Below are 23,598 nucleotides of genomic sequence, written 5' to 3'. Positions count from 1 at the left end.
GCGTCTCAACTCTCGCGGCCTTCGATTCGGTAGTTCAGAACTACTGCGAGAGTCCACATTCTGTACAGACCGGCGTTCCGTAGTATCCCGTGATCCGCCCGTCAGAAGCCATGGTCACTGCTCCATTCGTGACTTCATCCGAGCCCGGGGACCACCCTTCGAGCTTGAACCATTCGCACCCGCATCTGCGGCAGCGCACTGGTTCCTCGCTCGCCGTCGGGGAAAACCCCGCACGGTTTGGAAACTGAAGTACAGGAGCAATACCCATGATCAACCCTTCTACGCCCCTTGGGCTTCACGGCGGCTACAAGACCGGTCAGCGTGTTCCCGTGACTGGGAATTACATCGACCAGTACGGCACCGTCACTCACCATGACAAGCATTCGACCTTCCCTCCCTGCATTGGGAGGAAGGGCGAATGTGCCGAACGTAAGCTGGTGGGTTCCGCAGCTCGAACTGCGTAATCCAACTCTCATCTGATGGATCATCCAGAGCATGCCAAATAGCGACTCGGTTTGCTTCGGATCATGCATTTCTACCACTGTTCGACTCGGGATGTTCAATCAACGAGTGAATTGCCTGGTAAACGAAACAAAACCCCCAACCTCATTCCGAGGTTGGGGGTTTTGCCGTGCACGGTCATGCAGGTATCACACGCAAGTAGGTTCCGGAGCCCGATGCGACGGTGCGGTTTGCGGCGACACCGGAATTGTTCCAGCCCTCGCAGGTGAGAAGGTCCCCATCTGCAAGGGACAGGGTGAACGAGTGCGCGAATGTTTGACCAGTCGTCGCCCCTTTTGTCCACACGACGGCGCCGTTCTTCAACACGCGCCAGTCCTTGTTCGCTGTCCCGAGAACCGTCCACGCCGAACCGACCTCGATCGTGGCAGTGCCAGAACCCTTCACCTGGAGTGCGTTCCCGGTGACGGTGGAGCTCGCGTCCGCAGTCCACGCAGTGATCGCCGTCCACGTGCTGCCTGACGCCAGCTGTTGATCGCCGCTCTTTGTCATTCCAACCGCTGAGAACGACGAGTAGATCGTCTCCCACGCCGAGCCTGTCCAGCGGTGCGAGGACTTGATGTCCTTCCATGCGCTGCCGGTCCACATCGTCCTTCGGAGAACCTTCTTGAACGCGGTGCCGTTCCAGATGTGTGCAGACATTGCCTACTCCGTCACGTGGTAGATGACGCCGGTGATCTGGCCTGTCGTCGGCAGGACAGTCACGAACTGGTTCGCGTCACCGCGCATCGCCGTCGACGACGTCGTTCCGATCGACAGGTTCGAGTTTCCCGTGCCCGCACCGATCGCAGTACGCGCAGCAGCAGCATCGGTAGCCTTCATGACGTTTCGCCCCACAGTCGTAGCGTCCGAGATGTCGGCAGCTGCATGCGTGTGCGCCGTCGCCGACTTCCCGTCGAGCGCAGTCTGTAGACCGGTGACATTCCCGATCGCGTGAGTGTGCGCGGTCGGTGGTCGAGCGTCAGTCAATCGTGCATCGGTCCCCTGGACTGCACTATCGGCCTTGTCGAGACTCGCCTGCACCGCCGCGCCGAGCTTCGGTTTCGTGACAGCGCCGTCTTGCACCTTGATCGTCGAGATCGCATTGTCGGCAACTGCGCCAGTGGCGATTTCATCCGCCGCAGCCTCGGCGCGGTCAGCTTCGGCCGCAGATCGATCGGCGTGGATCGAGGATGCGTTCGCAGAGGTAGCCGAAGATGTCGCGCTCAGGTTCGCCGCACCGGCCTGCGCACTGGCGGTGCTCGCAAATCCTTCGGCCTGCGTCGTCGCAGACAGCGTCACATCGCGAGCTGCAATCGTTGCAGCTTTGTCGGCTGCCACCGTCCCAACGCTCGCATCGACGGACGCCTTCGCGTTGAGCGTGTCCGTCCGCGCCGTGTCGACCTGCCCCTTCGCTGCAAGTGTCGCGTCACGCGCTGTGAACGTGTCCGCCTTGGCCGTGTCAACCGCCGTGCGAGATGCAGCCGCCGACGCCGCGTCTGCCGATGCCTGCGTGAGTGCGGGGACTGTGACCTTGGGTAGAGCAGTGCTGTCCTCGAGTCCGAACTGCAGCTGATTGCCCGTCACTGCAACGGAATTGATGGAAAGTCCGCGTTCACCACGGAACGCTGCTCCTTCGCCGTCGGCCGGCCACCCTCCGGTGCCGTAGATGTAGAGCAATCCGTCGGCATTGACGACGAATGCTGCGCCGAGATCCCACGGGCCGGGGCCGAGATCTGCGTACGTCGGCACGGATCCGGAGAGGGTGACGCCAGCGCCGATGTCGCCCTTCTCGCCCTTCGTGATCACCTTGTGGTCGGAGATGATGATCTGTTCGAGTTCCGAAAGTCGATGGGAACCAGAGTCCGGAATCATGAAATCGTAAGTCGCTCGCCAATTCTGGGTTGCGATCGTGACGCGCCCCGGCCCAGGGTCGAGATCCGGGGAGGTGACGCGTCCTGACGCGTCGGCGTAGACCGGGATATCGGTCGGGGTGATCATGCCGTCGCCGTCGGCCTTGGTGCGATACGGGACGCCGTGGAAGGTTGCTGTTACCTTGTCCGGCCGGAGTGCGAGATCTTGAAAGTCCTCGAAGATGATGGTCACGTCATTACCCCTGTCCCGTATCGCCTTCGTTGATTTTGCGGCTGATGTGTTGCACAGAAAGGCGATTGAAGGCGGGTCCGCCGAGCGCGCCACGGCCGGGTGCCATTTCGGTGATGTAGATCTGCACCTGATATCCCGGTGTCGGAACGACCACTGACGTGATGTTCGTCGACGAGAACGGTTCCTGATCTGTCATGCGCGTCTTTTGTCTCGAGAAGACTTGACCAGACGGGTCTAGGACGCGAATCTCCCACTCGACCATGCCCGAGAGGAACTGAATGTAGTCGATCCACAGCTGACAGCGGATGTCCCACAGGCCTTGATCGTCGAACACGATTCGCCCGCTCGCAAGGTGGCAACCTTGCATCGGTCCCACCTTGTTGGTGAATCCGACCTGTCCCTTGTTGAAGAGTCCTGCAACAGTGTTCGCGTAAGCGGATCCGTAGTCGAGTAGCGGTGACAGCAGATCCGTTCTCTCGTTCAAATCCTCCTGCCCATCACGCATTCCAAGTCCGAGCTTTTCTGCAATGTCCTTGGTGTCTTGCGCTCCGGAGCCGGATGGTGGGGGTACAAACTGATCAGGTGAGGTCATCTCTCACACCTCCTCTTTGAGTGAGTCGGGAACGTCGGGCGGTTGCTGTCCCGGCACGTGATGTTCGATCCAGCGCAACAGCTCTCGAATGAATGCGAGCGCGAGCCGGAACCGCTTCTGTTCGTCCCGAAGCTTTGATTCCAGGCGGTTGATTCGCTCGTCTTGCTGAGTGATTCGAGCGTCCATCCGCGCGAACTGAACTTCGTTGGCTTTGAACAGTTCTGCCCAGTTGTCTGTTGTGTTCGATTCCCTGGACGAGGCCCTGGCGAGCCGTGCGCCGAGATATCCGAATATTCCGGCAAGGATCGTGGCTGCGACGCCAGCGAGTGTCATTCCGATGGGCGACATTCCACCCCCCGTGGAAACGCGGGAGGGTGTGAGCGTTCACTGAGCGCAGCCACACAGATAGCCAGACCGGCGATGGCTACGTAACTCATCGCGGAGACGTACGCACGCGGTATGTGCAAGAAGATCTGCGAGAGCATGAAACTGCCCGCCCAAAGAAGATTGAAGGCGATGGCGAATCCGAATCCGATCGGTTGAAGTCGCCGCCAGAAGACAGCCACGATAGCGACAGCGCCGGTGACGATCCAGCCGACCGCATACCAGGACAGTGGGATTAGGTGGTCTACGAACGCGAGTTGAGCGGGTGACGAGTCCGGGGATCGCGGACCGATGTACGACGATCCCCGGACTACAGAGGTGGCACCCAGGATTGCGAGGGCAATTCTTCGGACCATCACTGGCCCCCTTACTGGGTCAGTGGGTCAATTGCGTTTGCGGTGCTTGCCGGTTCCGAAAGCGACATCGTCCGCAGATGGATCCGGTTCCGGGTCTGCCGAAGCGGACTCGACTGCGAGCAATTCCGGCCGAATGGGAGCCAGTGAGGGCAAACCCTTCGTAGATCCGAAATTGCTCGTGGCGAGTGACGTCAGGACCGAAAACAGTGCTGCCGTCGCCGCCAGCGTGAGCGCGTCGCGCCAATTCACGTCCGCGAGTGTTCCCGTTGCCGGAATCGCGCCGACCAGCGCGCTGACGAATGTACGTCCTACGCGGTCGGCCAGGTCGATGACGAAATTGCCGGAGGTGAGCGCTGTCGATGTCGACAGTGCAATCAGGAACGACACGAGCGTCGCAAGCGCGGCCGACGACAGCGCTGTCGTCCACGACACCGACACGATGGTCGCGCCGGCACCTACGAAGATGAGCAATGTCTGCACGAACGTTTTGCCGCTGCGATCGAGCAGGTCCAGCCAGAAGGCGCGTGAGTCGATCGTGTTGGTGCCGACGAGCTGGACGCCGACGGTGACCGTGTTCTCGGGTTCAGCCATCAGCCGTCCCCTTCTGACGCGCGATGGCTGCGTTAGCCCAGAACATCGCTTCTTCGAGCTTGGTGAGCGCGAGAGCCTTCTCGCGACTTGGCGGCAGGTCTCGGTCGAATCGATGGCCGAGTTCCTTGCAGGCGTTGCGGACACTGTCGTGTTCCGCTCGCTTCTCCTGAGTGGTCGCCGGATGGAAAGCGAACCGGTTCTCGACGTCCTGTGACGTACGCGGATCGTGGTAACTCATCACTTACCCCCAAGGATCTCGATCGCACCCGACGGATGCCAGAGCAGGGATCCGCGGTCGAAGTCCTGACGCCGGCCACCTTCGTGGTCGTACTCGTCAGATGTCGGCCATCCGAGTTTCGTGGGCTGTCCGTCGACGCCGCGCACGCCGCCCTCTTCGATCCAGCGTCGACCGATGACGCCGTGGCAGACGAAACCAGGCGTGCCGTAGCGCCGAGCGATGGTGCCGCCCTGGAAGCTCTGCAGGTCACCTTCGCCTTCGTAGACGACGTGGAACCGTTGTGGGTAGCCGAGAAACTCGATCTCCCAGCCGCGGGCAGCCCATACCTCGTAGACCAGCTTCGGCACCGGTAACGCGCCTGTATCGGGGTGCCAGTAGATCGAACCGTTCTCGAAGTCTGCGTAGCGGCCGACGCCGTCCTTGCATGGCTTCTCGCCATCGTGCAGACGCTTGCCGAGCCAATCGGAGAAGAACCGGACACGGTCGATCTGGTTCTCGATGACGGGCTCTTCCGGCTTGACGCCGTTCAGTTCGGCAATCATGTTGTCGACATCGGCGCGGAACTTGCCCATGTCCATTCCGCCCGGATCCCACTTGCCTTGGACCTTCGCCCACTCTTTGTGGCCGATTGTGCGCGTCGAGCTATACCCGAGCTTGTGGAGGATCGCGGCATTGATGCGTACGTACGCCCAATACTGTTCGGAAGACCAACCTTCGGTACCGCTGTTCTCCGCCTCGATACCGATGGTGACCCAGTTCGCGGCATTCGTTCGAATACCAGGCCAGGAACCTTCGCCAGCGTGGTAGGCGATACCGACGCCGCAGACGGTCGCAACACCCTTGCGGGAGAGATGGATCTGCGAAGCCAGTCCGAGCGACGGGTGATTCGCGATCGCACCGGGGCCAGGATTCGACCCGACCGGAGCGCCAGTGTGATGGTCGATGACGCCCCAGATTTCGCCGAAATCTCCGTGCCCTCGATCGAGTGCGCCCGGATAGAGCGAGACGCTTACGCCCGCATCTCGAATGACCTGCTCGAGCCAGACGGGATCACCTGTCCATGTCATTGCTTGTCCTTTCGTGAGTTCTTTTTCGCGCGCATGGCGTCGTATTTCGCCAGCGCTTTGCGGACCTTCTCGATCTCTTTCTCGGGAAGGTCGTCGAGAGGAAGATCGTCGAGTTCCGGTGTGGGAACTTGGCGTTCGATCGGCTTGTCGATGTCGACCCACTGACCAAGGTTGTTCGGGCCGATCTCACCGACGAGCGGCGGCTGATAGTGGACGAGCGGGCCGACGTGAATTCGCACGATCCATGACCCGGTCTGACTTGGTCGGCCGACGATTAGTCCACTGTGCTTGTCCAGTCCGAGTCCGGGCGGGACGCGGCTACCAGTGACGATGCGCCACGCGGTTTTGTCGGCGTCCGGCACTGGAATAGTCAGCGGCCGATCGAGTAAATACTCGTCCACTGCGCCCGAGAGCTGCTCGACGATGCGGATCCGCAACGTCACCGACCGCGGAGCGATGTTCGGTAACTTCACGCCGAGATCTTCGAGAAACTTCCCGAGAGCATTCAATTGCGGAGTCTCGAAAGAAACTCCGGCCGAGCCGTTCTCGTCGAACGGCGGATGCAGAAAGATGAAACTGTACGGATGCATCGTCTCCGGCCAGCTGTACGGAAACGCTGGATGGTGCTCCGCCATAGTCGATCGCTCCTAGATGAGGTTCTGGTACCTGGTGGATTCCGCGTGCAGGGTTTCGATCAAGCGCAGTGCAGACGAACCGGGTAGCTCGTCTTCGCGTGAGTCGCCGATCGTGATCTCCCATATCGGTGGCTGCGTGCGCGACCACCGACGACGCTTCTTGACGACGTATGAGAGCCAGATTCGTTTTCCGATCTCGAACCCACAGCGGTGCCCCAGGTCGACGTCTTGGCCGATTCGGTATGGCACGCTGTCGATCACGCCCGCAGTGAACGAGATGAACCCGCGTTTCTCGTGCAGGGCAACTCGGCCACCCTGCAGCCCGGACAGTGACCAGGCGTCACCCGGCGCGTACGTCTGTCGATACGAGTGTGAGCCCATCGACTGTTTGCGCTTGGTGTTCGTGAACCGCTGCCACGCGAGAATGACGTCTTCGACAGCTCGGTCGAATATGCCGAGCCCGAGCGCTGGCAGGCCTATGAGTAGACCGATGTACGCCAATGCAGAGTTCAGCAAGAGCTTGACCGAATTGTTCACCCACTGAGGACTTTTCCCGCCGATGATCACGGTGTGACCGGTCGCGTGATGTATCCCCATCTTCGAGTTCACGAGGCCTTGATGTTGCGATCTTCGCCAGATCACCACCGGAGGATTGACGCCGGCCGGAGGTACTTGACCGGAGTTCGGATCCGCGATCGTGACCGTCTCTGACGTGCCGTCGGGGAAGACCACGCGCACGAGATCGAGGATCGGATCGAGGAACGTTCCGGTTGCACCACTGACGAACGACGCTTCGACAACGTCGATGATCAGCGTCGGTTCAGTGAGAATGCAGTAATCGGGGAACGGTTGTGAGTCGCCGGGCATCCACCGCTGCGTCGTGAGCATCAGGCCGGCGTCTTCGAGCGTGGCCTTGATCAGATCCCACAGGTTATCGAACCGTGCTGCGAGAACAGTCCACTCGGATGTGTCCGGACCGATCTGCGGGGCGATCAGTACCTTCCACTTCGAGGGGTCGATGTTGTTCTTCCAGTAGGTCTTGTCCCACAGGTTGAACGGGTGCGGAAGCCAACTCGATTGGTACTCGCGGAGGAAGTTCCGGAACAGATACGAGCGAACCGCGGTCTTCGCGCGTTTGGCCTGGACGTCGGACTTCGGAAACTGAAACTCCAACGGTGCGAGCGTATTTGCCCATGCCAAGTTGTTCTTGACGTGCTCGATGTCTTCGAGACCGATCACTGTGACGCGTTCGTAGCCATCGTCAGCGTTGAACTCGACCTCGATATCGATGACCTTGTACCCGATGCGTTTCTCGGGGTTGTCGATCGGCTCGACATAGAAGTGAATGTCTTCTTCGACCGTGTTCTGATAGACGAGCCAGTCATTCCACGGATGGTCGCCAGGGAGAACGAACCGTCCTTCCTCGGTGTCGTTGATCATCTTGCCGAAGTCGACTTCTTCTTCTCCGACGATCTCGGTGATCAGCCGCCACTCTTTGTCGCACAGCCCGATTCGATCGCGCGCGTTGTGATCGCGTTCTTCCTTCTCGCGCCGAGCGGTGATCTTTTCCGAGACTGCACTGAGAACGCTCACCGGATCACCCCCACGGCTTCGAGTACTGGTCGATCAATTCGATGCGAATGTCGCCAGTGCCCTTGATCTTGAACTGAATCGGATAGATGGTTCGCGGCGGAATCGGATCCGTGAACGTGACACCGCGCATCGCTTCCGGCCACACGGCCGGCCCGTTTTCGACTTCGAGCGTTCGAACCTGCGGATCCGTGTACAGCTTCCAGTTCTGATTGAGCGCCGGCATCTTCACCATCCGCGATGTCGTGCCGTCTTGGATTTCCCAAGTCGATCCGGGCGTGCCGAGAATGATCGGCCACAACGGCCGGTCCGTCGGATTGGTGAGTTCGAAGATTCGCTGACCTGAGACGACTTGCTCGTCTTCGCGCATCCCCGCTTGCCATGCCGGATTGCAAGCGACTAACTCCATGTCGTGCTCCATGAAGTTGTTCACGTCGGGCGCGATCGACCACTCCGATGGAGGGTTCTTGCTCTTGCGGATATCGAGCCAGCGGTACGGGCCGCTGCCTTTACTCGCCGTGAAACGCCCGGCCCTCTCTGTCGACCAGCCGTCCCACCAAGCACTTTCGACTTCGTCGTGGATGTCCTCGTTTGCCCCTCGCGTACCGATGAGAAGTCCGACCTTGCGCTCGTCCTCGATCGTTTTACGGGGCGTCGAACCGATCTGCCACGCGCCCGATGACGTAACGAGTTCGGTCGGTGGCAAATACAGTCCCGATGCCTTGTCGAGAATCGCAACGTTCTCCGCGGCCTCCATGAACCCGTAGAGGTGCCACGGACGGCCGAGAATATCTATGTAGCCGAAATTCTTTGCCATGCGTGGCACCTCCTACGAATCGTTGTCACCGGCGCCGGGAACGGTGAGCGACAGTCCGCTGGCCACCGCCGGTTTGGGTCCGGCGCTGCCAGCGTTCGAACATCGAAAACATCTGCTCCTCGTCGAGCAGTCCGGTGAACGTGGGGGCATATGTCGTGCTCCCCCCACCGCGTTGGTTGCCGGATTCGAAGTCGTTCAGAACGTCTCCTCGGTCGAGAACCCCGACAAGACGGTTGAAGTCCTGCGTGGTCCGCGGCGACAGAACCCGCTCAGGCTCGAGAATCGCCTTGGGCATGAATCCCAAGCCCGATGCCTCACCGCCCTGATCGAACGCACTCAACTTCTTGAGCGTCCCTAGTGGGTCATTCCAGTCCGGCGTGAACGGAAGCTGAGTCATCGCTTCCGACAAGCTGATGGTCATCGTCGGTGGAGCAACGATTTCCGTCGCGGGAGTTGCACCCAACGGCTTCGGCTTCTTGAGTGGTTCCGTCGTGCGCGCACCGGTGGGTCCGGTGTTGTCTGCGAAGAACTTGTTCGGATCCGCAAGAAGTGAGTCCTGCAGTCCGAACGTCTCGAGTAGCCCGTTGGCCAAGATGCCGCCGAGGTCGGAACCGATCTCTGCGAACGTCTTCAGCCGAGACTTGTCGCCGGGCTTGTCCCCTTCCTCGAGCAACTTCTTCTGAGTCTCCGACAAGCGGTTACGCGCCGCATAGACGGCCATGTCGGCCTTCTCTTTGTCGATGCTCGTGGAATCCGCCTCGCCATACGCCCGGTCGCGTGCGATTTCAGCCTCGGTGACAGCGATCTCCGCATTGCGGAGCTCCATCGCCTCATCCGTCATCTCGCCCGGCAGATCCGGGGCAGGACCGTAGGACTTGGCACTGCCGGCACCCTCGCGCTTTGCTTCCAGGTCGATGACCCGTTGCTCTGCGCGCTGCACCCTGAGGTCAGCCTGTTGCCGGTCGGCATCAGACTTCTTCTCGTTGGCGTAGACCTTGTCTCGGGCCTCTTTGGCCTGCTGAATCGAGACACGAGCCGATTCAAGCGCCAGGTCGTCCTTCTCGGTCCACGTCGATTCGCCACTCGAATACTGATTGGCCGATGTGCCCGATCCCGGCGAGTATCCACCGGCGATCTTGTCGAGCGGCAGGTGAAACTTGTACGGGAACTGTCCGTCATTCGCACCAACGGCAGGCGCACCAATCCGTGCATCGCCATGTGAACCACCGGATTCGACAGGCTGGCCGTCGAGAGTCGCGGCCATATGCTCTTCCGAGACGCCCACATTGAACGGCGAGGCCGAGTTCAGCCCCTTCGCGAGACCTGCTGTCGCGCCGCCGATCAGGCTGTAGGTCGTGTAAATCCGACTGGTGGCCTTGCCGAATCCCATGAGGATCTGCTGCAGCCATCCGACGAATCCGGAACAGTCGAACCCGTCAGGGCCGACGCCACCCCACTTGTACTTGACCCCGGTGACGCTTCGCGCTGCGTCGACCGCAGTTCCGACGATGCCACCGGCGGCATGCCTCGGAAGAATCTTCTCCAGCCAAGGTTCATCTCTGTTAATTGCCCCGAGAACACGGTTCCATTTCTCGGAGGATTTCCCGTTGATGATCCATTCGCCCTTGTCAGCCCAAGTGGTAGGAACGCCATCAGCGCCGATTCCCAGGAACCCGTCGACCGTGTCAGTGCCCGGGCCGACCGTAGGTAGTCGCGATCCACCCGAGTTCTTCGGAAGCCGCGCACCACGATGGTTTCCAAAGACCCCGAACGGCAAAGGTGTCGACATCGGCGCCGCAACCTGCGGCGTGATCGTCAGGTTCTGCGCGAACTGATTCTTCAAGGCATTGAGGTTGTTCAACTTTGCCGTAGCCTCGTCGGCCTCAACCTGAATGAGCGTGTACTTGCTCGGAGGAATCAGGTTGAACTGAGCGATGAGGTCCATCACCGCTTGACGCGGAATCCCAGCCTTCTCCGCCTGCTCGATAAACGACTGCTGAACCGCCATGCCGGCATCGACAGCGGCCTGCGCCGCCTCCTCATGCGACTGCTTCTGCTTGATCCCGTTCGCGTAGGCCGAGTTTGCCGCCATATCTATCGCAGACTGCATATTCTTGGTCTCATTGCGCAGTCGCGATCCAGCTGCCGTCGCGGTGTCGATATCACCGGATGCCAGGACAACACTTGCGCCAGCTGTCGCAGCAGCCTCAGAGAATGAGCGCAAAGTATCGTTTACGAACTGCTGCGCGTCGCCGACCGAATTCTGCTCGCCGCGCTGACGAGCGAGAGCCGAGTTCATCGCGTCAATACCGGACGCCGCCGATACGGAGCCGTCATTGATGGCCTTCACGGCTGCTGAGAACTCGCCAGCTGGAGTCTTAAGCTCCTCCAGCGTCTTACGCTGTTTGTCGAAGATGTCGACCAGCGCCCCACCGCCTTCGGTGGTCTGCAGAATCTGATCCGTGAACGCCTTGTACGCATCCTTTGGCCCGGTGAGAACCTTCGCGATGTCGGACGTCGACATGTTCAGCTTGTCGAACGCTGCCGACGCATCTCGGCCCTTCTTGCCGAGATCCTCTGCAGTAGAGAACGACTTCATGGCTGTGCCGTCAATTCGGCCGTCGACAGAGTCCCAAACGGTGGCGATAGACGACCCGATGCCGCCCCAGATGCCCGGAGCGGAGTCGGCAAATTCCTTCTGTGCAGTCCGTGCCGAGTTGACCTGAGCCTCGACGACGCTCAGCACACCGGAATCGGCGATACCGTTGGACTTGTCGAAAGCGTTCTTCAGATCGTTGTTCGAATCACGAACGCTGACTGCATAGTCGGCATATGTCTTCTGAGAGTTCTTGATCTTGTCGTTGGCGCCAGAGAACTTCGATCCCATGTACATAACCGCGGCGCCGGCGGCCATGACGCCCGCTACAACCGGACCGCCCAGAAGGCCGACAGCACTGCCGAGTCCCGACTTGAGTCCATTCATTGCCGTCGTTCCCGCGCCTGCGACTCGCGCGCCCATCATCGCGGTAGAGGCAACCGCCTGACGCATGCCACCAACCAGAAGGCCCGATGATGCAGCCGCCGCCCGCTGGGCTACCGCGTACGCAACTAGCGATGACGTCGCGGAAGCTGTCGCTACAGCTGAGAGTCGGGTTGTGACGGCGAGTCTGGCACGGGAGGCCAAGCTTGCCTGTTCCGGAGGAAGAGTGCCGCCCAGCGTGACAATGTAGGCACGCATGGATACCGAGTGCGCATTCAGCGCTCGCGTCATCGCCATCTGCGATGCAATCGTCGCCGGAGTTTGGATTGCCGCCAGGAATCGGCCGATGTTACCGATTGCTGTGGTCGCCTTGATGCTGATCAAAGCGCCCGCGAGCCCGACCACCGCAACCTGTGCGATCGTGGAATGATCAGCCAGGAAGCCCATCATCGAGCCGAGCATTTTGATTCCAGTTACAGCGACTGTCGCAGTGTCACCGCCAAGCCCAACAAGTGCCGTTGCCCCACCCGCCGCCGCCGAGCCCACGGACTTCAATGCCCCTGTGAGGGTGCTTGCCCCGGACTCGACCTTGCCCATCGCACCTGCAGCCTCGCCGCCGGTGCCCTTGACTACATCAAGGAATGCGGTGAACTTTTCCGCGGACGGTGACTTGACTACGCCCCAGAGCGCCTGTGCGCCTTCACGGATCCGGAACAAGACGTCGACTGCTTTGGAATCCTCGAGCTGTCCCCAGATTGGATTGGTGTAGTCGCCCTTGAAGAGGATGTCTTTGACGCCGATCGCGGTTTCGCGGATCTTGAACAGGACATCAACAGCCTTCGAGTCCTCGTCGAGGCCGAAGGTCATCCTGGACCCTGCAAACTCTCCCTTCGACAGGATGGACCAGACGCCCTTGATGCCGTCTACGACCTCGCGGGCCTTGACGCCGAAGCGTTCCATCTTCGTCGCCGGGCCCTCGATGGAGTCTCCCGACGACATGAATGCGCGACCCATGTCAGTCAGTCCTGCGGCAGCCTTCTCGGCGCCAGCCTTCAGGTGGGGTGTCACCTTGTCGGTGAACTCCATGACCTTTCCGAGGCCTGCCTTCATCATCGGCAGGAACGGCTCGATCACTGCAGCACCGGCGCGGCCGAGCGCGGCCTTCATGTTCGCGAATGAACCGCGAAGCGTTTTGCCGGATTCGAGCGCGGCGCCGCCGATGTTCTCCTGGATGACCTTGTTGAAGGTCTCGGCGTCGACCTTGCCTTCCTTGACCATCTTGGACAACTCTTCGGCAGTGACGCCGTACTCGTCCTGGAGCCACTGGAAGATCGGGATACCGCGGTCGGCAAGCTGATTCAGGTTGTCGGTGTACGCCTTGCCAGAGGTCTGGACCTTGTTGAAGATCGAGCCCATTTCCTCGAGTGAGGATCCGGCAATGGTTGCCGCGTCACCGGTGAGTGTGAGGTACTTCGTCAGTTCTTCGCCGGGCTTGATCCCTGCGGCGACTGCCGATGCTGCGATGCCGGCAGCATCGCCCAGACCGAAGGCGGTCCCCTTCACGGACGCCAAAGCGGAATCCATGATGGTGGTGACACCTTCGGCCGTGTGGCCGAGTCCGGCGAGCTTGCCCTTGGCGTCGTCGATTGCGACGACCCGGGCCATGCCCTGGGTCAGTGCCGTTCCGATGACACCGGCCGCGGCAGCTCCTGCACTGGCGGCACCGAACTTGAGTGTGGTGCCGATGCCACCGGCGATCTTGCTGCCCATCCCCTGGCCAGCCCGGTCAGCATTGGCCTGGGCACCGGTGAGCGCCTTGTCGATGCCGGGGATGACTTTGGAGGTCTCCGGGACGATCGACAGGTATCCAACGCCGAGTTCGGTTGCCACGGAGCACCTCCACTATTGAGTTGTCACACGGCCTCTGCCGCCTTCTGTGCGGCGAATTGGGCCTGACGTTTTTTGATCTCTGCGCGTGCATCTATGACGACGCCGGACTTCTTGGGCGGCTCGGGCCTACTTGCCGGATCTGAGACCAGGAGCTTGAAGAGCGCGTTCGTGCCGCGCGCGCCATCGGCGGCGAGAATGGCGATCATGTTCTCCGGCGTCCGGTAGATAGCGTCCGGATCCAGGTAGCGCGAGTAGGCCGACGACGCAGGCAAGTTCTCGATGATGCACGCCAGGTCCCACCAGGAGAGGGTGTCGCCCAAGTCTTCGAGCGACCGCCCTCTGTCCAGTAGGTCGGCCTGTATGGCCCCCTCAGCTTTCCTGTCTTCTAGGATTCTGAGGAGGCTTCCGATTCCCCCTCGGAGATCGGTACCTCCCCCGACCAGACCTGCCAGATCTCGTGCTGCTCCCCCATCGACAGTCCGTCGACGAGCGGCTTCAATTCGGGCTGCACGAGTCCGACTGTGAAGATCATCAGCTCGAGTGCGGTGACTTCATCGTCCTTGGACTTCTTGCGGTCGGCGTTCTCCTTTTCGAGCCACTTCTTGGACTCGAGGACAACAGCTTTCGGCCGGTAGTGCCACTTCGGCACGTTCAGAGTGTGAAGAATCGGTTCGGCGTTTTCGTCGGCCGGATCGACGGTCTCGAATTCGATCTTGAGCTTGGACTTCTCAGCGTGTGCGGAGGTAATACGATGGGTTGCCATGTTGCACCAGGCCTTTCGTTGTGTTTCTTATGGGAGATATGCGACCGGGCCTTTGAGGCCACCCGGCAAGGGCGGCCCGGTGCAGTGGGGTGTCAATCAACCCCTGCCGGGTGGGTTCAACGCCGTTACGGCGCGATGGCAGCGATCTGCCGTGCAATCTCGTCGTGAATCAGCTTGGGACTCACCAGACGCGACGTTGTGACTGTTCCTGCCTGCAATTCGGCGGCTGTCGCCAGCGCCGGCAAGGTGGGAATGGTCGGCTTGCCGGAAAGATCGCCGTACGCGCCAGAGAATGGCGCAGGCAGCTCGTCGATCGAATCGTGGGCACCCTTCACGCCCTCTTCGATGTGACGGAGTCGCGAAGCGGACAGTGGGGTGGACGGATCGTTGTCGGTCCAGGTCTGTTCGTCGTACGTCATCAGTTACCTCCTGGGAGTAGCGCCGTGCTCGGCAAGGTGGCTGGGCCCGGCACGGCGACTAAGGGGTCAGGACTCCGTCGTCGCGGTACTCGACCACGTTTCCGCCCTTGAGCTCGACCGAAGTCGGCGCGTAGGTCTTGATGGTCAGCGTGCGGCTCGTGACGTTGTTGTGAACGTCCTTCACTTCACCGACCGTGACAACCTGGCCGTTCTCGACGACGTAGCGCTTCGTCTTCTTTCCGGAGATCGCCTCGACGACAAAGGAACTGATCGGCAGCGGATCGGCAGTGTGGTAGATCGTCTTCTGCACACCATGCAGCGCGGTCGCAGGAGTCGTGATGACATTGGCATCACCGAACGAGGTCTTGAGCACTGCCACGAGATCGTCCTCGAGCAGCGTGATGGTGATCGTCTCGTCGTAGTTGGTCTGGACGTTGATGAACGTCTTACCACCGAACATCTTGATGTCGGTGTTGTCGCGAGTCTGGGCGACAGTCAGACCGTCCTCGCCCACGGCACCGTGATCGAGAAACAGCGGATCGAGCGCGGACAGTGCATCGGTGGGAAGTTCGGTTCCCACCGGAGCGCGGAAGAACACGCCTCCATCGATGGGAGGAGTGCCGACGAACGCGTTGTTGACATTGACAGTCATGATTTGCCCCTCTCAGGCATCGTTGCACCGGGCCAGAGGGTCGAGCGAAATCTGTTACAGCAAGCCGATGGTCAGCTCACCGGTGAATTGAAAACGGGCCGACGACGTGCCGGGATCGGGAAAATTGACGGGAAGTGAGGTCGCTTTGGATCCGTGAATGAACGCCCCGGCGAACCGCTGCCCCCGGCACTGTTTCAGGAGCCGACGCACCTTGTTCACCAACTGCTCGGCAGCCAATTCACTAGGGTCCCAACACTCGATCAGAAACCGCGCCGAATCAGTGGCGAAGGTTTCACTTCCACCGGCGATGCGAGAGACGCGGATCCGGCGAGCGCTCGGGTTTTCCGTGTCTCTCGGCGCCTTCGTTCCAACGTGCGTGGTGTCGCCCTCGGCAGCCAGTCCGGCTTTGAGCGCTGCGACCATGACCGCCTGTGACGGAGGGGCTTCGCCCCAGTTGTCGGCCATCATCCACTCCCGAATCGTCGGACCATCGTGTTGTTCGTAGCGTTGTCCATGCGAGCCGCCCACGTCTTCGGGTAGACGCTTGCGCGCCAGCGCTTCTGACCTTGCCTGGACGACCAGCCGTATCCGGCGCCGAACGATCCGGCGATGCGCGCCGCGGTCGATTCGACCAATGGTCGCGCGAGCACGCTGCGGATGTGAAAGAAGGCTTGTTCATTCGGTTCGAACTTCACCGTCCACCTCCACGAACTCGGCGAAGGCCCACACCTCGCGGTTATAAGCCTTGATCAGTGCGGTCTTCGTCTGGTCGGTGAAGACGAGGAGAATACCCTCTTCCACACTCACCGCGACCTCACCGAGAATGTCGACACCCTCGGCGTGGGTTACCTTCATCCGCTTGGCCATCAACCCTCGATTCTTCGTAGATTGACCGACACGAGACCGGGGCTCCAGATGCCATTGTCATTCGGATCCTCGGGCCAGCCGATCACTTCGAAGCGTTTGCCACTAACCATCACGTAGTCAGCAGGCTTGGCGCCCATGGACTGCGGCGCATACAGCTTCAAGTCGACGACCACACGATCGTGGCCGGCCAAGGCAGGCTCATCGGATCGCGGCGGCTCCCAGCCGAATACGCGAACCGTGACTGGCAAGGCGTGGCTGGCGATTTCGTTGCCCAACTCGTCTTCGCCAACTGCGACGTACGCGGCATGCTCCACAGAACGAGTCAGAGAGAATGTCACTGGGGATCATCCCCGAAGTACCACCGCGGCGAAGCGCCTCCCGGAAGGTCGAACAGAGCGCGCTGATCCTTGGTGAACACCAGCGTCGCCGAGGGGTTGAGCAAGGTAGCCGATTCCTGAAAACTTCCGGCAGCCAGCGAGTACGACGACTTCCCTCGGTGCTGCCCGGGAATCAGCGCATCGATCACCATGTCGATCGACACTTGCTTGGCGATCTCCAGCAGGTCGTCGCCTGCTTGTGCTCCACTGAAGTCGACGTGCTTTCGCAGCATGCGCTCGGCCATGTCCAGCAGTGCGGTCGTCCGCGCCTGTTGGATCGAATCGAGGGGGCCCCATTGCGCCGCAAGCTCGTCAGGTGTTGCGAATGCCATGAAGCCCCCTCATCTCACTGTGCGTCGAGCGCGTTGACTGCGGCGACGAGCTCGTCCTTGCTCATGTCCTCGACACCGTCGACACCCCGCCAGGCTGCGTACTCGACCCATTCAGGCTTCGGCGCCGCATTCTTCGGACGCTCGAGCTTGACGTCGACAACCGGTGGAGTGTCCGCGGTTGTCGCGCCAGGCTCCGCCGGAGTGGCAGGCTGTTCTACAGGCACTTCCGCCTCGGTCGAATGGTCAGGCTGTTCAGCGAGATCCGAGAGTGTCAGATCTGCGCCGAACGCCTCGACCTGCTCGCCGCGCTCGATCTCCGAATCGGGCAGATCGACAACGTCACCGAAGTAGGCGAACCGGCGCTTACCTTCGTGGTTGAGGTACTCCCATACCGCAACTCGTATCGTCTTCTCGGTCATGTCAGCCCGCCAATCCGGTGACCTTCTTGATGGAGTACGGGTTCGTAACTCCGAAGATCGGCTGGACGTAAGACTGGACCCAGTTCTTGCGCGTCTTCTCTTCTCGCCACGTCTCGGTCGTCAGACCGACTTCGTAGTCGAGGAAACCGACCTGCCCGCGCGCGACGGCGTAGGCGGTTCCGGCGGTCACGCGATTGGAATCGAAGATCTCGATCCCGGATGCCCGGAGGATGGCTTCGTAGTCCTCGCCGTAAGCGATGACCAGGTTCGCCTTCTCCTGCGGGTTCACGATCCACAGGTCGTAGACCACGCCGAGTTCCTCGCGGTCGGCGGCGAGCTGGACCTTGGCGAAGTCAGCGCCGGGGCGCTCCGCGTTGGGGGTCGGTGCGTTGCCCGAGAGGGTGATGTTCGACCAGTCGTGGCCAGGGACCACGCCCGCGCCGTTGAGACCGGCGATGGCGGACTCGAGAGTTGCGACTGCGCGCGCGTTGACCTTCCGCACAACCGTGTTGGCGAGCTGAGTCACCTGGTTGTCGAAGTACACGACGTCGTTTCGACTCTTCGCCTGGTCGGTGATGAAGAACTTGCCACCCCAGTCTTCGGCCGATGCGGTCTTGGGGTCCTGGCGCTCGCCGCCGACGATCGGGTACTCGTTGCCGGCCGCACGCTGCTCGATGTCACGAGCGGTGTAGAGCTCGTTTGCCACGACCTGGTCGTAGATCACGGCTCCGGACGCGACAGAGACACCCGAGGACGAGAAGATCTTGTCCACGATGAACTTCTGAAGCGTGATGTCGGCGAGCCGCTTGGTGATGCGCTGCGGCTGCTTCAGGGCAGTGTCGACGGTGAGGACGCCGCCGACGAGGGTGGGCGCACCGAGCGGGTACGCCACGGGAGAGGGAGAAGGCATGATGCGTCCCCTTTCAGTAGAGGCTGATCTCAGCGTCGGCACCCGACGCTGCAGCGGTGACGGCGTAGCCCACGGCTACACCCGATGTCTTGGTGACTGCGACGCCGGCAGCGCCGACCTCCACCTCGGCGAAGGCGGCGATGGGTCCGGAGGCGGTCACGAAGGTGACGCGGTCCTTGCCTCGCTTGATTCCCACGAGATCGCCTGCCGCGGTGTCGCGGTCCGAGACGCCGCAGGTGCGACCGGCCGCCGTTGCGTGACCGACCGAGATGTTCCCGCCGTCACGATTGCCGACGATGGCGAGGAATCGCTTTCCGGTGACTGCAGTCTTGGCGCGGCCGGAGATATCAGCTCCGGGTTCGTACACGCCGATGTTTTCGTTCGCCATGATCAGGCCTCCTTTGGGGTAGATGCACCGAACCAGCCGAGTTCGGCGGTCTCGGTCGAGGCGGCAACGCTGTGGCCAACCTCGGACACCGGGATCAGTCCCGGCGCGAGCGCTGCGAGTGATGCAGCTACGCCTTCGGGATCGGCTTCGAGAGCCTTGAGCCAGTGATCCTTTCGAGCGGTCGGGATCTTGCCGGCGTGGATGGCTTCGGAAACCAACTTCTCGCGGTCGGCGTTCTCCTGGCGATCGAGCGCCTTGGCGCCTCGCTCGGCCATAGCTCGGGTCTCCTCGTATCCGCTGGCCTCGACCAGCACTAGTCCGTTCGCCTTGGCGACCTCGCTCAGCTTCGAGATCGACGCTGCGACTGGAGTGTTGGATTCCGACTCGTCCTCGGACTTGTCGGGGGCCGTCGCCTTGTCGAGCAACGCGTCGAAGAGCGTCTGCTCGGTTGCGGTGTCCGGGAGGTCGAGGGCCTCGCGGAGTTCCTTGATCTGCTCATCCGTGAATGCCACAGTCGAGCCTCCTTCTGTATCGGATGTGTTCGTGCCCGAGGTTGCGGCCACGGTCTTCTCTGGCACGTCGGCCCGAGAGGATTCCTTGTCGGCCCAGTGGGCCAGGGGTTCGCGGAGAACGGAGGAAGCGGCGACATACTCGCGCTTCACTTCCTGAGGCTCTCCCCACGTAATCTCTTCGCCTTCTACGACAAACGGCACCCGATGCAGGGTGCCGTCCTCGTCGTTGATCGCCACCACTTCGGGTGGGTCCACGAAGATGTCTTCGATCCACCACCAATTGTTTGCCGCGGGCCCGTTGTAGAACGAGCTCTGCAGCTCCGCCACAGTCACTGACGCAGCGACCACAACAGCGGAAGCGTGCGGTGATCCGTCTTTGGATACTGGCATCGTGAATGACTCCTTTCCGCTGGAAGTAGCCGCCACGCCGTACAGCCTGGCGACGTCGATGATGCTCCCGAGCGTCCCGACGCCAGGCGATGTGACACCCAGTAGCGCAACCGCTTCGAGAACGAATGGATGAGTTCTTCCGGTTTGGTCGGTGACGTTGTACCGGCCTTCGATCGAGCGATCCGGGTAGGCGGACGCCATGATGTCGCCGAGCCAACCAGGAAGGCCGCAGTAGTCCCCGACGAGCGTGGTCCCGTTGTCCTCGACGCGCAGATTGTCGATGTAGCCGATCGTCGGCTCACCGTCGAACCTCGGATCGGTATGGCCGAGCTTGAGAGTGGGGCGTCGGATGGCCGGCGAACTCAGCGCAGCGACTGCGGCGTAGAGATCTTCCGACGTTGGATTCCATGTGCCCGTCGAGATTTCCCAGGATCCGGCTTTGATCAGCTCGACGTTGGGGATAGTCACGAGAATTGCGCGGTCGGGCGTCAACAGATCGGTCATGTCGTCGACTCCTCAGCAGCCTTGGAGTTCGTCGGCAAGCCCAAGTTCTGCCGGACTGCGATCTTCAGCGCCTCGTCAGCCTCGAGAAGTCCGTTCTGTACCAGCAGCGCCAGAGATGCTGCGGTTGCGTCCTGACGAGAGCCGATCTCATCGAACACAATTCGCGGCGCCGCTTCGGATTCACCGAAGTTGATGTCGACCAGATCTTCGATGATGTGGGCATTCGCCGTGTTGGCGATGGATTCTGCGACCGTTTGCACGGACTGGACAAACATGTCTTCCTGGACGGACGCGAGAGCGAAACTGCCACCCTTGTCGAGGTTGAGGAAGTGGGCGAGCGCGGCGAGCGCAATCTGCTTGTCGTGATACTCGATCGCCTGCCCCATGTCCGGCAGGTTTCCGTTCACGCCGAGTAGCTGCATCGTCTGGCCTTCTGCGAGACCTACACCCGCGTGCAGACTTCCGCGGAAGCTCGACGCCAACTCCTGCATCTTGTCGACCTCGCCCTGATCGTTCGACGATGCGGTGCCGACCGGGACGCCCATGCCGTTGCGCTTGGCTGTGGCAGCTTGGATGCGCATGAATTCGTCTTTGAGAATCCAATGCTTGTAGGCCGGACGCAGCAATGAGGTACCGATCCATTCGCCCGGCTCCGGATCGCGCACGTATGCGACAAGTCGCGAGACGTCGATGACAAAACCGTCCGGCAACATCGATGCCACAGTCAGAGGTCCTGCCGGCGGGCTCTGCCTGATCGATTCGAGACCGCCATCGAGCGCGACATTGATCTTCGAGATCGTCTTCTGCGGACGCGGCGCGAGCTTGTGTAGCCAGGTCACGTCGTTCTCGTCGACGCGGTAAACCTGCTCGAAGAAACTGTGACCATACGGAAGCATGAGGAGCACTGTTTGCAGATGCTCCTGCCACGAGAACCTTCCACGCGATCGGGCCTTCGAATCCGGCTCGGTTCCCACGATCGGCAGCCCGAGGTTCTGGGCGATGAACTCGACCACCTTGGGGTCAGCGCCATTCGGATCGATCCGCCAAGCAGTCCGACGAATCAGCAAGCCAATCGCCTGAAGGACCGATGCGACTCGGCCGTCTTCCTTCATCATTCGCGAGTAGACGTGCACCGAGTCGGGCCACTGCAGTTCTGGGACCTTCTCGTCGTCGTCCCACTGATGCCAGTCATTGCCCTTGCCGTTGACGTAACCGACTTCAGCCATAGAGGGCATCGCTCGCTTGGTTTCGACCATTGTTCCCCCTTAGAAAGCAGCTGATAGAGCGTCGAATTCGTCGACCGAACGACTCGCTGACGGTGGCTTGAACGCAGGGTTGGCGGGCGGCGTCGATGCTCGGCTGCCGAATGTCAGCAATGCCCATCGCGCCAGACCCGCGGCGACCATCGGGGCGACGATCGTGTCGCCGCGCTTGTCGAGAGCCCAATCGCCCTGCGGCAAGAACCGTTTGACGGCACCCTCGACAGCGTCGTTGAGGACCGGTTGATCGCTGTGACTGAGAACCTTCGACTCGGCGTCGTCATACAGGCCGCCGCACATCTGCACCGCTTGATTGCCAGTCGTCTTGATCAGCTCGATGCCCGCGGTAAGCAAGAGCGGCTCGAGCACCTTCGCCGGCGAGTTCGCATCAGTGGCCAGCGCGCATGGATCCCACACTGTGACGATGTCGACCAGGAAGTCGACCACCTCCGCTTGAGCCGCCGATTGAAAGTAGCCGACTTCCACATGGATTCGACCTACGACAGTGCGCTGAGCGGCAGCGATCACCCACCACTTGCGGTCGAGTGTTCGGTCCATGCCGAGAGCGATCGGCCCGGTGAGTTCTGGACGTTCGTCGACGAGGTCGGTCCACATCAGTTCTGGAATCACAGACCACGTCGCCACCTCCTCCTCGGCCGGCCAGTCACCGCGCCCGAGCGCTTCGACGTCGAAACTCTTTCGGCCCTTCGGCGTCGAGAATCCGCGCATCAGCTTGCGGATCATCGGCGCCTTCTGAATCACGCCGTACGACGGGTTCGCATACTGCCAAGTCGCTTCTTCATCACGCGGCATCTCATCCGGCGCCATGAATTCGGCGAAGTAGAGCGCCTCTTCCTTGGCGAGTCCGCGCTTCCGAATCGCTGCGAGCACAGACCCGTTCGGGTGCTGCTCCGCATTCACAGCCGACGACGCGTAGATCGTCTGGGCATTCTTCGAAGCCATCTGCGTAAACGACAGTGCCGCGATCTCACCCTCAGTGAGGTTGTATGCCTCGTCGTAGACAACGAGGTCGACCTCATCGAATCCGCGGCCCGAGTCGTTCGATCGGGTACAAAAGACGATCTTCGCGCCGCTGTCGAGCTCGATGTAGCCCTTGCCCTGCGAGCAAGTGTTCTTGACTACCCGACTTTTCAACGACGGGCGCGATTTGATGATCGCCCACAACCGCTTGTACGCATCTTCGGCGGTCGGCCACAGCTGTGACGTGTAGATAATCCGCTCACCGAGCTTGAAGAGTCCGTAGAGCGCACGCAGAACCAAAATCAGCGACTTGCCATTCTGGCGCGGCACGATGATGCAGCAGTCGGGATGCGTCCACAGCCCATCTGGAGCCATCGAGAGGATTGCGTGCATCGCATCGCGCTGCCAGGGCATCTGAGTCTTGCGAACTCGGCTCGCAAGAAGGATCGCGCCGTCGCCTCGTTCGGTCGAGCCCTCGAAAACCGAGAGATTGTGCGGGATCTGGCGGCCGGTCAGTGTCGGAAAGTCGTCAAATACCGGCGAGATCGTCATCGTTATCTGGCTCCGATTCGACATCCTTGTGCCGGCGAATCTCCGTGAGCATCTGCCGGAGCACTGCAGCAAGTTGGCGCGCTTCCTGCAAACCGGAGTCGATCTTGATCTCCAGCACATCGCCGTCACCGCGAGTCGGCGCCAGATGGAACCACAGATCCTCGTCGCCAGAATTGAGGCGATGGAGAAGATCGAGGCGATCCTTGATCCGAGACGCTTCGAGAATCATGGCCGTGAGCCAATACGGATCAGAGTCGTCGTGAAGAGAGTCGTACAACCGGAGGCCGGCGCGGCACAGAGTGTCGGTTTCCTTGAATTGAACATCGATCTCGTCGATTCCGTCCACGCAGCTCACCCCCTATTGCACGCAGCGTTTCAGAGCCCTGTAAAAAAACGTCCTGACTACCACATGGCCAGTCAGGCACCCCCCTCCCTCGATAATTTCGGGACGGGGGTCATGGCCAGGGCATTACGCGGACGCCTAGGGCCGCCTGGTCGGCTTGAGCCTGCTCCAGGGGCTTTCCTGTAA

At 61.0% G+C, this 23,598-nt stretch carries 28 protein-coding genes; all 28 read right to left on the bottom strand.

Annotation, left to right across the window (positions count from 1 at the left end):
- Window positions 1–639: 639 nt before the first annotated feature.
- The 28 genes from AC1DWA_RS03340 to AC1DWA_RS03205 all read right to left on the bottom strand — a co-directional run bounded on the left by AC1DWA_RS03340 (window position 640) and on the right by AC1DWA_RS03205 (window position 23,415).
- Complete coding sequence (locus AC1DWA_RS03340) at window positions 640–1,161, bottom strand: hypothetical protein (protein WP_477846324.1); 522 nt, start codon at window positions 1,159–1,161, stop codon at window positions 640–642.
- A gap of 3 nt (window positions 1,162–1,164) precedes the next feature.
- Window positions 1,165–2,604: a hypothetical protein gene (locus AC1DWA_RS03335; protein WP_477684817.1), complete on the bottom strand. Its 1,440-nt coding sequence runs from the start codon at window positions 2,602–2,604 to the stop codon at window positions 1,165–1,167.
- A 4-nt stretch (window positions 2,605–2,608) separates the two neighbouring features.
- A complete protein-coding gene (locus AC1DWA_RS03330; protein ID WP_477684816.1) occupies window positions 2,609–3,196 on the bottom strand; it encodes a hypothetical protein in 588 nt (195 codons plus the stop codon).
- A 3-nt stretch (window positions 3,197–3,199) separates the two neighbouring features.
- Window positions 3,200–3,544, bottom strand: coding sequence for a hypothetical protein (locus AC1DWA_RS03325; protein WP_477916466.1), 345 nt, complete (start codon window positions 3,542–3,544; stop codon window positions 3,200–3,202).
- On the bottom strand, window positions 3,526–3,936 hold the full coding sequence (locus tag AC1DWA_RS03320; RefSeq protein WP_477846325.1) for a hypothetical protein: 411 nt from the start codon (window positions 3,934–3,936) through the stop codon (window positions 3,526–3,528). The genes AC1DWA_RS03325 and AC1DWA_RS03320 overlap by 19 nt, the downstream gene beginning before the upstream one ends.
- Window positions 3,937–3,963: 27 nt before the next feature.
- Window positions 3,964–4,527, bottom strand: coding sequence for a holin (locus AC1DWA_RS03315; protein ID WP_477684814.1), 564 nt, complete (start codon window positions 4,525–4,527; stop codon window positions 3,964–3,966).
- The gene (locus AC1DWA_RS03310; RefSeq protein ID WP_477684813.1) at window positions 4,520–4,765 is read right to left on the bottom strand and encodes an Acb2/Tad1 domain-containing protein; all 246 of its coding nucleotides are present in this window, start codon (window positions 4,763–4,765) and stop codon (window positions 4,520–4,522) included. The genes AC1DWA_RS03315 and AC1DWA_RS03310 overlap by 8 nt, the downstream gene beginning before the upstream one ends.
- Window positions 4,765–5,832 (bottom strand): N-acetylmuramoyl-L-alanine amidase, encoded by a 1,068-nt coding sequence (locus AC1DWA_RS03305; RefSeq protein WP_477846326.1) that lies wholly within the window; start codon window positions 5,830–5,832, stop codon window positions 4,765–4,767. Before AC1DWA_RS03305 ends, AC1DWA_RS03310 begins: the two co-directional genes overlap by 1 nt.
- Window positions 5,829–6,467: a hypothetical protein gene (locus AC1DWA_RS03300; RefSeq protein ID WP_477684811.1), complete on the bottom strand. Its 639-nt coding sequence runs from the start codon at window positions 6,465–6,467 to the stop codon at window positions 5,829–5,831. The genes AC1DWA_RS03305 and AC1DWA_RS03300 overlap by 4 nt, the downstream gene beginning before the upstream one ends.
- Window positions 6,468–6,479: 12 nt before the next feature.
- Window positions 6,480–8,060 (bottom strand): Gp37-like protein, encoded by a 1,581-nt coding sequence (locus tag AC1DWA_RS03295; protein ID WP_477846327.1) that lies wholly within the window; start codon window positions 8,058–8,060, stop codon window positions 6,480–6,482.
- Window positions 8,061–8,064: 4 nt separating this feature from the next.
- The gene (locus tag AC1DWA_RS03290) at window positions 8,065–8,874 is read right to left on the bottom strand and encodes a hypothetical protein (protein WP_477684653.1); all 810 of its coding nucleotides are present in this window, start codon (window positions 8,872–8,874) and stop codon (window positions 8,065–8,067) included.
- 25 nt (window positions 8,875–8,899) lie between these two features.
- The gene (locus AC1DWA_RS03285) at window positions 8,900–13,744 is read right to left on the bottom strand and encodes a tape measure protein (protein WP_477846328.1); all 4,845 of its coding nucleotides are present in this window, start codon (window positions 13,742–13,744) and stop codon (window positions 8,900–8,902) included.
- Window positions 13,745–13,767: 23 nt separating this feature from the next.
- On the bottom strand, window positions 13,768–14,064 hold the full coding sequence (locus tag AC1DWA_RS03280; RefSeq protein WP_477684655.1) for a hypothetical protein: 297 nt from the start codon (window positions 14,062–14,064) through the stop codon (window positions 13,768–13,770).
- 65 nt (window positions 14,065–14,129) lie between these two features.
- On the bottom strand, window positions 14,130–14,507 hold the full coding sequence (locus AC1DWA_RS03275; RefSeq protein WP_350491290.1) for a hypothetical protein: 378 nt from the start codon (window positions 14,505–14,507) through the stop codon (window positions 14,130–14,132).
- Window positions 14,508–14,632: 125 nt separating this feature from the next.
- Window positions 14,633–14,926: a hypothetical protein gene (locus AC1DWA_RS03270; protein ID WP_477684656.1), complete on the bottom strand. Its 294-nt coding sequence runs from the start codon at window positions 14,924–14,926 to the stop codon at window positions 14,633–14,635.
- A gap of 58 nt (window positions 14,927–14,984) precedes the next feature.
- A complete protein-coding gene (locus AC1DWA_RS03265) occupies window positions 14,985–15,578 on the bottom strand; it encodes a hypothetical protein (protein ID WP_219466110.1) in 594 nt (197 codons plus the stop codon).
- A 54-nt stretch (window positions 15,579–15,632) separates the two neighbouring features.
- Complete coding sequence (locus AC1DWA_RS03260; protein ID WP_477846329.1) at window positions 15,633–16,046, bottom strand: hypothetical protein; 414 nt, start codon at window positions 16,044–16,046, stop codon at window positions 15,633–15,635.
- Window positions 16,043–16,273, bottom strand: coding sequence for a hypothetical protein (locus tag AC1DWA_RS03255; RefSeq protein ID WP_143538653.1), 231 nt, complete (start codon window positions 16,271–16,273; stop codon window positions 16,043–16,045). The genes AC1DWA_RS03260 and AC1DWA_RS03255 overlap by 4 nt, the downstream gene beginning before the upstream one ends.
- Window positions 16,254–16,445, bottom strand: coding sequence for a hypothetical protein (locus AC1DWA_RS03250; protein ID WP_477684658.1), 192 nt, complete (start codon window positions 16,443–16,445; stop codon window positions 16,254–16,256). Before AC1DWA_RS03250 ends, AC1DWA_RS03255 begins: the two co-directional genes overlap by 20 nt.
- Window positions 16,445–16,783: a hypothetical protein gene (locus AC1DWA_RS03245; RefSeq protein ID WP_477684659.1), complete on the bottom strand. Its 339-nt coding sequence runs from the start codon at window positions 16,781–16,783 to the stop codon at window positions 16,445–16,447. Before AC1DWA_RS03245 ends, AC1DWA_RS03250 begins: the two co-directional genes overlap by 1 nt.
- Entirely contained in the window at window positions 16,780–17,154 is a 375-nt protein-coding gene (locus AC1DWA_RS03240) for a hypothetical protein (protein WP_477684660.1), read from the bottom strand. Before AC1DWA_RS03240 ends, AC1DWA_RS03245 begins: the two co-directional genes overlap by 4 nt.
- Before the next feature lie 14 nt (window positions 17,155–17,168).
- Complete coding sequence (locus AC1DWA_RS03235; protein WP_477684661.1) at window positions 17,169–17,573, bottom strand: hypothetical protein; 405 nt, start codon at window positions 17,571–17,573, stop codon at window positions 17,169–17,171.
- Window position 17,574: 1 nt separating this feature from the next.
- Window positions 17,575–18,483 (bottom strand): major capsid protein, encoded by a 909-nt coding sequence (locus AC1DWA_RS03230; protein WP_256082705.1) that lies wholly within the window; start codon window positions 18,481–18,483, stop codon window positions 17,575–17,577.
- Window positions 18,484–18,496: 13 nt separating this feature from the next.
- Window positions 18,497–18,871, bottom strand: a complete 375-nt coding sequence (locus AC1DWA_RS03225) for a capsid cement protein (RefSeq protein ID WP_256082706.1) — start codon at window positions 18,869–18,871, stop codon at window positions 18,497–18,499.
- A 2-nt stretch (window positions 18,872–18,873) separates the two neighbouring features.
- Complete coding sequence (locus AC1DWA_RS03220) at window positions 18,874–20,277, bottom strand: phage protease (protein WP_477684663.1); 1,404 nt, start codon at window positions 20,275–20,277, stop codon at window positions 18,874–18,876.
- Window positions 20,274–21,533: a phage portal protein family protein gene (locus AC1DWA_RS03215; protein WP_477684664.1), complete on the bottom strand. Its 1,260-nt coding sequence runs from the start codon at window positions 21,531–21,533 to the stop codon at window positions 20,274–20,276. Before AC1DWA_RS03215 ends, AC1DWA_RS03220 begins: the two co-directional genes overlap by 4 nt.
- 9 nt (window positions 21,534–21,542) lie before the next feature.
- Window positions 21,543–23,069 carry a hypothetical protein gene (locus AC1DWA_RS03210; protein ID WP_477684665.1) on the bottom strand — a complete coding sequence of 509 codons (1,527 nt, stop codon included), beginning with the start codon at window positions 23,067–23,069 and terminating at the stop codon, window positions 21,543–21,545.
- On the bottom strand, window positions 23,047–23,415 hold the full coding sequence (locus AC1DWA_RS03205; RefSeq protein WP_477684666.1) for a hypothetical protein: 369 nt from the start codon (window positions 23,413–23,415) through the stop codon (window positions 23,047–23,049). The genes AC1DWA_RS03210 and AC1DWA_RS03205 overlap by 23 nt, the downstream gene beginning before the upstream one ends.
- Between the last annotated feature and the right edge of the window lie 183 nt (window positions 23,416–23,598).

It is taken from the genome of Rhodococcus sp. P4_F3_2, from assembly GCF_056401335.1.
This window is presented reverse-complemented; position numbering and strand designations above follow the sequence as displayed.